We start from the raw sequence: 11995 nt of genomic DNA, 5'->3' as shown, positions 1-11995 counted from the left end.
AGACCATTAGCATGGAGTATAGTAGGTGCTGATCAAATGGCACGACTAAGAGTACATCGTGCCAATGGTGGGAAAGTATATGAAACAATGATAAAAAAGAGAAAAGAAAAGCAGAAAGAAAAAAGAATCGAGAAGTTAGATAAAAGAGTTGTAAAAAGAAAATTAAATAAAAAAGTAGAAGAAAAAATTGATAATATAACTGTTTTGAATATTGGGAAAAGAACTTGGGCTAGTGAATTACTCAAGTCTGTTCGTGGTGCTTAATTTCATCAGAACATAAGAATTTTTTTTAAATTTTTTTCCTACAGTATCTTGACACTATCACAATAAAAAATAATCTTGACTTCTAAATATTATAATGTTATCCTTGTTTATATTATTTAATACAAAAACTAAATATCTCTCCTTCGGGGCAGGGTGTAATTCCCGACCGGCGGTATAGCCCGCGAGCCGCATATAAGCGGTTGATCTGGTGAAATTCCAGGGCCGACAGTATAGTCTGGATGGTAGAAGGATAGCTATAAAGTGCATTTATAAACCTTTTTATATATGTACTATATACTTGTATATTGGCCCTGAAGTAAAAAACTTCAGGGTTTTTTTAGTATAGATTTTAATACTTAGGTTTACATTATTTCAAAGAGCAAATAATTATTAGTAGACAGTTAAAAGGTCTATATCCAGTTGATTCTTCATATAGACCCCAAAATCTAACCATAATACTTAATCTTAATATCCACCAGAAAGGAATGTTAGTTATGGATATAATCTTTATGAAAAGAGCTTTGAGCCTAGCTGAAAAAGGAGCTGGATTTGTAAACCCAAATCCAATGGTAGGCTCAGTAATAGTAAAGAATAGTAATATTATAGGTGAAGGATACCATAAATTCTTTGGAGGTAATCATGCAGAAATTGAAGCCCTAAACTCTCTTACTGATACACCAGAAGGTTCAACCATGTATGTCACCCTTGAGCCCTGCTCACATCATGGTAAAACTCCTCCATGCGTTAATGCAATAATTAAAAGTGGTATTAAAAAGGTAGTTGTGGCCATGCTTGATCCAAATCCCTTGGTATCTGGCAGTGGTATAAAAATATTAAAAGAAAATGGTATCAAAGTAGTAACTGGTATTCTAGAAGAAGAAGCAAAAAAACTAAATGAAATATTTATTAAATATATTACTACTAAACTCCCCTTTTGCCTCATGAAATCAGCCATGTCATTGGATGGAAAAATTGCTACAAAATTTTCAGATTCTAAGTGGATTACTTGTAATGAGTCAAGGGAATATGTCCATAAATTAAGACATAAATATTCTTCAATAATGGTAGGAGTAAATACAGTATTAGTAGACAATCCTCTGCTTACAGTTAGAATCCCAGAGTTTAAGGGTTTGAATCCCATAAGAATTATCGTAGATAGTAGATGTAGAATACCCTTAGATAGCAATGTTGTAAAAAAAATATCCCATGCTAAAACCTTAATAGCTACTACAAAAAAAGCTGATACTAAAAAAATAAAAACGCTTGAGGATAAAGGAATAGAGGTTTTAATACTGCCTTCAAAAGATAAAAGAGTTGACCTTAATGCTCTGGTGGAAAGACTAGGACAAATGGGTATTGACAGCGTGCTTTTAGAAGGTGGGGGAACTCTTAATTATTCTGCTATTGAAGCAGGAATAGTTGATAAGGTTAACTGCTTTATTGCACCAAAAATAATTGGAGGTACCCTCGCTAAAAGCCCTGTAGAAGGGAAAGGTGTTTCGTTAGTTAAAAATGCTTTTTTAGTCAATAACATGGTAACATATAAATTTGGAAATGACATTATGATAGAAGGATACATAGGTCAAAGAGACTGAAGTCTCTTTCATAGGCTCAGGTTCCGTTTAGTGTCAAACTCTTTAAGTATAGGTTAAGGTTAAGAATTAAGGTCATTCTATATAAAATTAATCTTTTTGACTATATAGATTAACCCAAATAACTTAGCCTTAATCTCAACCTCGACCATAAAGGAATACTAAAAAGCTATAGTTAGGAGGGCTTATCAATGTTTACTGGACTAGTTGAAGAAGTGGGTATAGTTCAATCGGTTTTAAAGGGCATTAAATCTGCAAAAATAGTTATTAAAGCTAATAAGGTTTTAGAAGATGTGAAATTGGGTGATAGTATAAGCACTAATGGAGTATGTTTGACGGTTACTGATTTTAAGGATAACACCTTCTCAGTAGACATAATGGCAGAAACTATGAGAAGAAGTACACTTAAAAATTTGATTCCTGGAAGTAAAGTTAATCTTGAAAGAGCTTTAAGACTAGACGACAGACTTGGAGGGCATCTTGTTAGTGGACATATCGATGGTACGGGTTTAATTTCATCCTTGGATAGAGAAGACAATGCAGTATGGGTTACTATAAAACCTTCAACAGATCTACTTAAATACATAATTCATAAAGGTTCTATCGCCATAGATGGAATAAGCTTAACAGTAGCCTATGTGGACGAAAAAGTTTTCAAGGTTTCTATAATCCCCCATACCAAGGATGTTACAACTTTATTGGATAAATCTATTGGTGATGAGGTTAATTTAGAATGTGACATGATTGGAAAGTATATTGAAAAGCTAATAAATTTCAATAGAAAAACTAATAATGCTAAAAACAGTATTGATATGGAGTTTTTAAGTAAGCATGGATTTTGTTAAAGCTAAGTAACAATTAGAAGGTTATGGTCAAATCTTATCATGTATCAGCTTATGGCTAATGGTAAAACTTAATTTTTGTATAAATTGTAATAATCTTGAGTTAATCAGATAAAAAGAGAAAGGAGCCATAATATGTTTAGATTTAATACTATTGAAGAAGCTATAGAAGATATTAAACAAGGTAAAATGGTCATTGTTGTAGATGACGAAGACAGAGAAAATGAAGGTGACCTAGTAATAGCAGCGGAAAAAATAACTGCTGAGGCTGTTAATTTTATGGCTAAATTTGCCAGAGGTTTGATCTGTATGCCTATAATTTCTGAAAGACTAAAACAACTTGATATACGACAGATGGTAAGTGAAAACACTGACAACCACCGTACTGCTTTTACTGTATCAATTGATTCAATAGAAACTACAACAGGCATATCCGCCTTTGAAAGAGCCGTAACCATAAAAAAGGTATTAGATAAAAATTCAAAGTCCAATGATTTTAAAAAGCCTGGCCATATATTTCCTCTAGAAGCTAAAGAAGGTGGTGTTCTTAAAAGAGCTGGTCACACCGAAGCTGCAGTGGACTTAGCAAAGCTTGCAGGTCTTTATCCTGCTGGAGCTATCTGTGAAATAATGAATGACGATGGTACCATGGCAAGACTACCTCAGCTCATAAAATTTTCCAAAAAACATAACTTAAAATTAATATCTATAGCTGATTTAATCGCCTATAGAAGAAAAAATGAAAAGCTAATTGAAAGAGTGACAACAGCAAATATGCCAACTAAATATGGAAACTTTAAAATATATGGCTACGATGAAATTATTAATGGTGGTCATCATGTGGCATTGGTAAAGGGTGCTATCAGCGGTGATGAACCTGTTCTAGTGAGGGTACATTCAGAATGTCTTACAGGTGATGCCTTTGGTTCACTGCGTTGCGACTGTGGCAATCAATTAGCTACTGCACTAGAGAGAATTGAAAAGGAAGGTAAGGGTATTCTTTTATACATGCGCCAAGAAGGTAGAGGAATAGGTTTAATAAATAAGCTTAAGGCTTATAACCTACAAGATAAAGGTCTAGATACTGTTGAAGCAAATTTAGCCCTAGGTTTTCCAGATGATTTAAGGGATTATGGTATAGGTGCCCAAATTCTCTCGGATTTAGGAGTTAAAAATATTAGATTAATGACTAATAATCCTAAAAAACTCTCTGGTTTATCAGGTCATGGACTTAAAGTAGTTGAAAGAGTACCTATTGAAGTTGGTCATAATTTAGTTAATAAACCTTATCTAAAAACAAAAAAAGAAAAAATGGGTCATATGTTAGAATTTATAAAGGAGGATATTTAATATGAAAATCTATGAAGGAAAACTAATATCTGAAGGTCAAAAATTTGGTGTTATAGTAGCTAGGTTTAATGAATTTATTGGCAGCAAACTTCTATCAGGAGCTTTAGATGGGTTAAAAAGACATGGTGTAAAGGAAGATGATATAGAGATAACTTGGGTACCAGGTGCCTTTGAAATACCATTGGTTGCTAAAAAAATGGCTGTGACTAAAAAGTATGATGCTGTTATATGCTTAGGTACAGTAATAAGAGGTGCTACACCTCATTTTGACTATGTTGCAAGCGAGGTTTCAAAGGGTATAGCTTCAGTATCCCTTGACACTGAAGTTCCTGTTATTTTCGGAGTTTTAACTACCAATACTATAGAACAAGCAATAGAAAGGGCTGGTACAAAGGCTGGAAACAAAGGCTATGAAGCTGCTATAACAGCTATAGAAATGGCAAATCTTCTAAGGGAATTTTAATTAGCTCAAAAGCGTCTGACAGCACTTTAGGGTTTGCAAATTCTATGTTCCAAGTTACAAGTTTTATAGTCATTCTTTTAGGTCTTTAAAAAAGTCATCCGAAGCTAGCTTTGGATGACTTTTTATAGTCTGTTACACATTTTTTATGTTTTTACCCACATATCTAATTGCACTACAAGCAAGTATCTTTGTAGGATCTATATATTTTTCGTCTATATTAAACATTTGAAAAGCAACTGGAATCTCTGTACATCCTAGTATAAAGGCTTCAACCCCTTGTTCCTTTAATTCTCTCAAAACAGCTTGAAAACTGGTAAGGTCTATAACGCTTTTGCCTCTTTTGATATCGTAAATTAATTCTGTAACATGTTTTTGTTTCTGTGAACTAGGCTTTACTAATTCCAAGCCATATTTATCAAATACTTTATCATAGATTCCTGCTTTATAAGTACCTTCTGTTGCTAAAAGTGCAACTTTTTTATTAGAATATAGCTTTTTAATCTCCTTAGCAGTTTCTTCTATCATATTTATAAAAGGTATATTGACATATTTTACAATTTCATCATAAAAATAATGGGCTGTATTACAAGGCATAATTATGACATCTGCCCCCATCATTTCTAATTTAATTGCAGATCTTATCATTTCCTTTATTGGATCTTGACTATTGTTTATTATATAATCTGTTCTATCAGGTATTTGGGTATTATTATCTATCAATATTGGTATATGTTCATTATCGCTATTTGCTTCAGTCAAGGTTACTATCTTTTTAAATAAATCTGCAGTTGCTAGAGGTCCCATTCCGCCTAATATTCCTATTGTTTTCATAACAATCCTCCATTTAATTGTTCAAATACTTTCTAAAGAATTTTTTATAGTTATTTTTTTAAAAGCTGACCTTTTCATAAGGTCAGCTTATTTTTTATTTATGGCTTTTTCAATTCTATTTAATCCTTCTTCTATATTCTCAAGGGAGGTAGCATATGAAAGTCTAATATAATTATCAGTCCCAAACCCTGAACCTGGTATTACTGCAACTTTTGCAGTGTCTAAAAGATACTGTGCAAAATCCATGGAACTATTTATATCATATCCATCTAGGTTTTTACCAATAAGCTTTGATATATTTATCATTACATAAAAGGCTCCTTGAGGCTCTCTACAAGATATGTTTTTAATTGAATTAATTCTTTCTACCATGTATTTTCTTCTTTTATCAAAGGCCTTAATCATCTTTTTAATAGGCTCTTGATCTCCTTTTAAGGCTTCAATGCTGGCATATTGAGCTATTGTATTTGGATTAGATGTAGCATGACTTTGCATATTTGTAATAATTTTTGCTATTTCCTTGTTTGCAGCTAAATACCCTATTCTCCAACCAGTCATGGCATAGGCCTTGGACATACCATTAATCACTATCGTAAGCTTCTTAATATCATCCCCAAGGGATGCTATGCTTATATGTTTACCGTCGTAAATTAATTTTTCATAGATTTCATCTGATATAACGTAAATATTATTCTCAACTGCTATTTTAGCGATTTCTTTAATCTCTTCTTCCGTATAAACAGCACCAGTAGGATTACTTGGGCTATTTAAAAATATAGCTTTAGTTTTATCGTTTATAGCAGCAAGTAAACTCTCTTTAGTATATTTAAATCCATTTTCTTCAGGAGTCTCAACGAATACAGGCTTTGCATCAGCCATCTTAACCATTTCTGGATAACTAACCCAATAAGGTACAGGAATAATAACTTCATCTCCAGGATTACATATAGCCCCAAGAGCATTGTATATAGAGTGTTTAGCCCCATTTGAAACAACAATATTTTCCGTTGAATATTCTAATCCGTTATCTTCTTTTAGTTTCTCACAAATAGCTTTCTTTAAATCTGGCATACCTGATGATGCAGTATAACCTATAGACCCTTCTTCAATCACCTTAATAGCAGCATTTCTAATATGCTCTGGAGTTTTGAAATCTGGTTCTCCCGCACCAAAGCTAACTATATCAATACCATCTGCCTTCATTTTTTTTGCCTTAGCTGTTATAGCTAATGTTACCGATGGTGATATGGCACCATTCTTTTTGGATAAATTATTATACATGGCTTTATCTCCTTTTACTTTAATTTTACCTATTACACTGCATAGGTTTTAAGTTCCATATCAACAAAATCACTGTCTATATTATACTTCATCGCCTGTCTGTATTCAAAGAAGTTTTTTGCTACCTGTGGGAATAATGCATATGATAATACATCTTCCTCCTGCTCTAAATATTCCTTCATTTCATTTCTTATAGCTTGTAATTGAGGCTCTATCAAATCAGCTGGCCTACAAGTTATAACTTCTTCATCTCCAATAATCTTTTTAATTATCTCTTCCTTTATTGGAACAGTAGGTCTTCCATACATCCCTTTCACATAAGCCTTTACTTCTTTAGGGATCATTTTATATCTTTCTCCAGTTATAACGTTTAATACAGCTTGGGTCCCTACAATCTGACTTGTCGGTGTAACTAATGGAGGGTAACCTAAATCTTCTCGAACCCTAGGCACTTCCTTTAACACATCTTCAAATTTATCTAGGGCATTTTGCATTTTCAACTGTGAAACAAGATTTGAAAGCATTCCTCCTGGTACCTGATAAATCAGTGTATTTATGTTTACACCAAGAACTTTTGGATTCAAAAGTCCATTTTCCATACTTTTCTCTCTTAATGGCTTAAAGTATTCAGCTATTTCATTTAGTTTATCAATACTTAATCCTGTATCATATTTTGAGTCCTTTAGAGTAGCTACGAGAGGCTCAGTAGGTGGTTGAGACGTTCCTAATGCAAATGGAGAAATAGCTGTGTCAATTATATCTACACCTGCTTCAATACCTTTTAGATATGTCATGCTAGCTAATCCACTAGTTGCATGAGAATGAAGCTGTAGGGGAATCTTAACGGTATCTTTGAGGGCTGATATTAACTCATAAGCATAGTATGGTGTTAGAAGTCCCGACATATCCTTTATACATATAGAATCCGCACCCATATTTTCCATTTCCTTAGCTAAATCCACATAGCTTTCAGTTGTATGAACTGGACTTGTAGTATAAGAAATTGCTGCTTGAGCATGGGCTCCTTCTTTTTTTGTTGTTTCTAAAGCAACTTTAAGATTTCTAACATCATTTAATGCATCAAATATCCTTATTATATCTATTCCGTTAGCCACCGCTCTTTTTACAAATTCTACTACGACATCATCGGCATAATGTTTATATCCCAAAATATTTTGTCCTCTTAAAAGCATTTGAAGTTTTGTCTTTTTAACCTTTTTCCTAATCGTTCTTAGTCTTTCCCATGGATCTTCATTCAAAAATCTTAGGGAGGCATCGAAGGTAGCACCACCCCACATCTCTAAAGAATGATATCCTATATCATCTAGCTTTTCTAAAATTGGCAGCATTTCTTCGGTCTTCATTCTTGTGGCAATTAATGATTGATGTGCATCCCTTAATATAGTTTCTGTTATTCTTACCTTTGCCATAATACACCTCCTATATTTAACGGAAAAATATTTTTCCTTTCTATTTAAAGTAATATCTTTTCTTAACTAGATTTTATCAAGCAATATTTTATATGTACAGTTTGTAAATTAAGTGTTATAATATTATTGCCTTATTTTTTAAGTTTGTTTTTTGTTTTTCTTTATTATTTTAATTGGAGGTTCATTATGGATTCTACAGATTTAAAAATTCTAAAAATATTGCAGCAGGATGGCAGAATTTCTATGAAGGACTTAGGCAAAAAGGTTGGCTTAACTTCTCCTGCTGTTTCAGAAAGGGTTAAGAGACTTGAGGAAAATGGCATAATCATTGGATACAAAGCCATAGTTAATCCAAAAAAACTTAATAAAAATATTAGTGCATTAATCGATGTCGCTATAAGATCAGAAAATTATAAAAAATTTCTCGATTTCGTCCCTAAAAATAACAATATAATTGAATGTCATCATGTAACAGGCGGAGATTGTATGATTATTAAAGTCATGGTTGAAACCATGGAAGATTTAGAAAATCTTATTGATGATCTAAAAAAATTTGGAAATACTCAAACCAATATCATTCTTTCTAGTCCTATTGAAAGTAAAATTATATTATAAACAAAAGAATCAAAAAGAACCGTCACCATTGACTTTTATAAGTATAAAAAACATTATTCGATACGGTTTGGTTGCCAAAAGATGCTGAAATACTTAAATGTGAAAAACTATTATTTTTACTATGGCTTTGTGGTAAAATCATATAGAGATCTTCCTTTCTGTATGTTTTCTAGACAAAAACATTTTATTAGAAATATAGGGAGATCTCCTATTCTATTTCCCCAAAAATTTGAATAATTTTTTATTCATAAAGTAAGTGATTAAGCCTTTTTATATTTTTACCTGTCGAATTCAAGTTTAATTATTCAACCTGAATTATTCATGAGAACTATATAATCTCGATGAAGTTATTGGTATTCAACAGTTTTTACTGTTTGTCCTATTCACCCGTTGGGTGAAAGACAAAAAAAAGAAGAAAAGAACTCGAATTTGTGTTAAAGTTTAAGTACCCACCAAAACTAAACACGAAAAGGAGTTCTTTCTATGTCAAGTTTACAGCAAAATATACTAAACTTCAACAAAAGTCTTTCATATAATTTTGAAGGTGGAAATCTTTCTTCAGATTCCGGCCTTATAATCATTCGTTCATTCGTTGAGAAGCTGGGTCTCAGACCACTGCTTGAAGATGCTTTTAATGATTCTGCTTATAGGGTTCATACCTATGCTTCCATCATTGAGCAGCTTGTTTATACCATTATCTCTGGTTATCATTCTGATAATTGTTCTGACAGTTTGAGACATGATCCCATATTCACAAATATCTTAGATAAAGAAGCTTTGGCATCACAACCAACGATTTCAAGGTTTATCAACTCATTGGATGAAACAGCCATAGAGGCCTTCAATCGGTTACTTGAAATACTATTTGAAAGAGCTAATCCCAAGCGTTCTACTAAACAAATTGTATTGGACTTGGATTCTACGCTTTTCGAGACATTTGGGACACAAGATAAAAGTGCCTATAATTTTCACTATGCATCCAAGGGTTATCATCCATTGATGCTTTTCAATGGTTTAAATGGTGATTTGATGAAGATAGAGCTTCGAGGTGGCAGTGTCTATACATCTAACAACATTGAGGCGTTTCTAAAGCCTGTATTGGAATGGTTAGAAGAAGCATATCCCAACACTCAAATACTTGTTAGAGCTGACAGTGGCTTTGCTACACCAGCACTTTACAACCTATGTGAAGAATTTGGAGTCTTATTTGTCATTCGATTAAAAGCTAATGCTACTTTGAAAAAGTATTCTGAAGATATTCTAAGAGAGTTTGAAGATGTTTACGGCAAAGACTATTCAAAACACCATGTTATGTATGATGAATTTCCTTATCAAGCAAAAAGCTGGCAGAAGCCTTTAAGAGTTATCTGTCGTATTGAAAGATCACCTGGGGAATTACTCGCGAGGGCTACGTTTATTGTTACTAGTCTTGAAGCTGAACCCAAGGTGGTCGTTAAGGCATACAACAAGCGTGGTAATATGGAAAATTTCATCAAAGAAGCTAAGATAGATTTTTCCATGAAATCAGCATCTCACTCATCCTTTATGGCAAATACAATCAAGTGTTTGATTAAAGCCTTGGCCTACAATATTGTCAACATAATGAAGCGTACAGCGTTACCAAAAGAACATCAAAGCTGTAGAATGCTCTCACTTAGAACAGTTTTTATCAAAATCGCCTCTAGGATAGTTACTTCAGCAAGAAGAACAACATTTAAACTCAGTAGCAATTATCCATGGATGCGTCAGTTTCAAAAGATCATGGAAAAGATCGATAAGCTTTGTTTTTCATAAAGCATAATCTCAAAATTTTCTTATTTTCAATAACCAAGGGAGAAGTCTATCCTTTTTTAAGCCGTAATCAAGTAATTATTTTATTATATGTACCATGGCCTAAGACTTATGGGAAAACCGCTTGCAATTTTCTCTCAAAAGGTCATATAGCATCAATTTTCAGCCCTTTATTACTAACTCATGAATAATTCAGGTTCAATTATACATAAACAAAAATCTTTTTATCGTTTTAATGTATAAATAATAATTCTATATATCAAAAGTATAACAGTATACATTATCCATCTTTCAACATATCTATATAATGGCTTTAGTATATTTTTTATTTGCAAAACATTGCTATTGATTTTAAAAGCTATTACAACATCGACACAAATAGTGAATATTACTATTAATAGTGAAAAAAGTAATATTTTTACAAACCAATTTATCTTTTTAAATATCATATAAGTTAAAAATTAATAGCTATTTTAGATATTTTTATTTTACGAGGATTATCGTATCCATTAACTGCGACATGTGCATCTATCTCCGATTTAGTCATCGCTTCTGCTTTGAGTATAACTTTATAAGCGTGACCATCAGTAAGATAGCAAGCTATTCCATCGTTATAATCCTCCTCTAAATATTCCGTATCCCATATACCAAAAATACCTTCAGATTCAATGGTTCTTTTTCCAACTCTCGAACCAGTCTCCATGTCGTAGACTTCTGCAACGAGCTTAAAGTTTGCACATGTTGAACCTGGCAATATTCCAGCAGTATATTGGTTTGTTACCATGGCTATAGAATAGTCACCTTTAATAGTAATATTAGCAGTTGTGCTGTCGCCATCAAAAACAAATTCTTTTCCATTATAAACCCAGCATTCATTCTCATTGTTTGCGCCACTAGCTTGAGTTTTTAAATACATACAACCGCCTGAAACTCTTTCTTCTGATTCATATTTTTGATCTCCGCTTTCACCATAATCATAAACATCCATAGTATAAAATGTCTTGTCTTTTCCTGAATAAACAATATCTGGTTCGTCTACGGATCTTAAAAGAATCTTGTTTTTTTCTAATATTGAATCAAGAAAATTTTGCTGTGCTTCATCAGAAAGTATTGAATCACTTTCCATTTGCGCAAAAGATAAAAATATACTACTTAGTGTCATAGTTGTAGCTAATAAAAATATTATTACTTTTTTCATGTTAATTTTTCCGCCTCCTTATTTATATTTTCGCTCTGTAAACTTAAATGAAAATTGAGGACTTCAATCCTCTGTGGTACAATGTTTTTGCTAAAAAAACTATACCTCCCAGAAAGGATGAAGTCCTCATACAAAAAATTGTACCAATTAAATGTACAAAATGCAATAATAAAGATTCTTTTTACCGTTATGGTAAAGATAAAGATGGTTATCAAAAATACCTTTGTCGCAAATGTAATCACCAATTTGCTCCTGATAAACCAATATCTAAAAAGGTACCTAAATACCCTCGCTGTCCCCTTTGTGGAAAGGCAACTTTTCTTCACCACGATTATGAG

The 11995-nt window shown here is 32.7% G+C and carries 11 protein-coding genes, 1 pseudogene and 1 riboswitch; of the genes and pseudogenes, 8 read left to right on the top strand and 4 right to left on the bottom strand.

What is annotated here, in order from left to right:
* From BUB36_RS17025 to ribH, 5 genes and pseudogenes are all read left to right on the top strand, one after another.
* Positions 1-264: pseudogene (locus BUB36_RS17025) on the top strand (UPF0236 family protein); the annotation flags it as partial.
* A 135-nt stretch (positions 265-399) separates the two neighbouring features.
* Positions 400-519: riboswitch (FMN riboswitch) on the top strand.
* 254 nt (positions 520-773) lie between these two features.
* Positions 774-1859 carry a bifunctional diaminohydroxyphosphoribosylaminopyrimidine deaminase/5-amino-6-(5-phosphoribosylamino)uracil reductase RibD gene (gene ribD, locus BUB36_RS17020; RefSeq protein WP_330390532.1) on the top strand — a complete coding sequence of 362 codons (1086 nt, stop codon included), beginning with the start codon at positions 774-776 and terminating at the stop codon, positions 1857-1859.
* Positions 1860-2047: 188 nt separating this feature from the next.
* Positions 2048-2701, top strand: coding sequence for a riboflavin synthase (gene ribE / locus BUB36_RS17015; protein WP_073153045.1), 654 nt, complete (start codon positions 2048-2050; stop codon positions 2699-2701).
* A 132-nt stretch (positions 2702-2833) separates the two neighbouring features.
* A complete protein-coding gene (locus tag BUB36_RS17010) occupies positions 2834-4048 on the top strand; it encodes a bifunctional 3,4-dihydroxy-2-butanone-4-phosphate synthase/GTP cyclohydrolase II (protein WP_073153042.1) in 1215 nt (404 codons plus the stop codon).
* 1 nt (position 4049) lies between these two features.
* A complete protein-coding gene (gene ribH / locus BUB36_RS17005) occupies positions 4050-4511 on the top strand; it encodes a 6,7-dimethyl-8-ribityllumazine synthase (RefSeq protein ID WP_073153040.1) in 462 nt (153 codons plus the stop codon).
* A gap of 132 nt (positions 4512-4643) precedes the next feature.
* On the opposite strand, the gene cuyB is transcribed toward ribH, so the two are convergent.
* From cuyB to BUB36_RS16990, 3 genes are all read right to left on the bottom strand, one after another.
* The gene (gene cuyB, locus BUB36_RS17000) at positions 4644-5342 is read right to left on the bottom strand and encodes a cysteate racemase (protein WP_073153037.1); all 699 of its coding nucleotides are present in this window, start codon (positions 5340-5342) and stop codon (positions 4644-4646) included.
* Positions 5343-5429: 87 nt separating this feature from the next.
* Positions 5430-6623 carry a pyridoxal phosphate-dependent aminotransferase gene (locus BUB36_RS16995; protein ID WP_073153034.1) on the bottom strand — a complete coding sequence of 398 codons (1194 nt, stop codon included), beginning with the start codon at positions 6621-6623 and terminating at the stop codon, positions 5430-5432.
* 32 nt (positions 6624-6655) lie between these two features.
* A complete protein-coding gene (locus tag BUB36_RS16990; RefSeq protein WP_073153031.1) occupies positions 6656-8053 on the bottom strand; it encodes an oxaloacetate decarboxylase subunit alpha in 1398 nt (465 codons plus the stop codon).
* A gap of 186 nt (positions 8054-8239) precedes the next feature.
* Here BUB36_RS16990 and BUB36_RS16985 point away from each other — a divergent pair, with 186 nt between their 5' ends.
* Together BUB36_RS16985 and BUB36_RS16980 are read left to right on the top strand one after the other, a co-directional pair.
* Positions 8240-8668, top strand: a complete 429-nt coding sequence (locus BUB36_RS16985) for an Lrp/AsnC family transcriptional regulator (protein WP_073153029.1) — start codon at positions 8240-8242, stop codon at positions 8666-8668.
* Between the two features lie 483 nt (positions 8669-9151).
* Complete coding sequence (locus BUB36_RS16980) at positions 9152-10462, top strand: IS1380 family transposase (RefSeq protein WP_073153026.1); 1311 nt, start codon at positions 9152-9154, stop codon at positions 10460-10462.
* Between the two features lie 451 nt (positions 10463-10913).
* Here BUB36_RS16980 and BUB36_RS16975 read toward each other — a convergent pair whose 3' ends face one another.
* Positions 10914-11621, bottom strand: coding sequence for a hypothetical protein (locus tag BUB36_RS16975; RefSeq protein ID WP_131821330.1), 708 nt, complete (start codon positions 11619-11621; stop codon positions 10914-10916).
* Positions 11622-11785: 164 nt separating this feature from the next.
* Here BUB36_RS16975 and BUB36_RS16970 point away from each other — a divergent pair.
* On the top strand, positions 11786-11995 hold a 210-nt coding region (locus BUB36_RS16970; RefSeq protein ID WP_330390496.1), incomplete at its 3' end, for an IS1 family transposase.

It is taken from the genome of Paramaledivibacter caminithermalis DSM 15212, assembly GCF_900142245.1.
GTDB lineage: Bacteria > Bacillota > Clostridia > Peptostreptococcales > Caminicellaceae > Paramaledivibacter > Paramaledivibacter caminithermalis.
The sequence above is the reverse complement of the archived record's forward strand: the minus strand, read 5'-3'. Positions and strand labels throughout refer to the sequence as shown.

Bases quoted from the DNA above. Each gene is read 5' to 3' on its own strand.
- ribD (WP_330390532.1), top strand. From the start codon at position 774: ATGAAAAGAGCTTTGAGCCTAGCTGAAAAAGGAGCTGGATTTGTAAAC.
- ribE (WP_073153045.1), top strand. From the start codon at position 2,048: ATGTTTACTGGACTAGTTGAAGAAGTGGGTATAGTTCAATCGGTTTTA.
- BUB36_RS17010 (WP_073153042.1), top strand. From the start codon at position 2,834: ATGTTTAGATTTAATACTATTGAAGAAGCTATAGAAGATATTAAACAA.
- ribH (WP_073153040.1), top strand. From the start codon at position 4,050: ATGAAAATCTATGAAGGAAAACTAATATCTGAAGGTCAAAAATTTGGT.
- cuyB (WP_073153037.1), bottom strand. From the start codon at position 5,342: ATGAAAACAATAGGAATATTAGGCGGAATGGGACCTCTAGCAACTGCA.
- BUB36_RS16995 (WP_073153034.1), bottom strand. From the start codon at position 6,623: ATGTATAATAATTTATCCAAAAAGAATGGTGCCATATCACCATCGGTA.
- BUB36_RS16990 (WP_073153031.1), bottom strand. From the start codon at position 8,053: ATGGCAAAGGTAAGAATAACAGAAACTATATTAAGGGATGCACATCAA.
- BUB36_RS16985 (WP_073153029.1), top strand. From the start codon at position 8,240: ATGGATTCTACAGATTTAAAAATTCTAAAAATATTGCAGCAGGATGGC.
- BUB36_RS16980 (WP_073153026.1), top strand. From the start codon at position 9,152: ATGTCAAGTTTACAGCAAAATATACTAAACTTCAACAAAAGTCTTTCA.
- BUB36_RS16975 (WP_131821330.1), bottom strand. From the start codon at position 11,621: ATGACACTAAGTAGTATATTTTTATCTTTTGCGCAAATGGAAAGTGAT.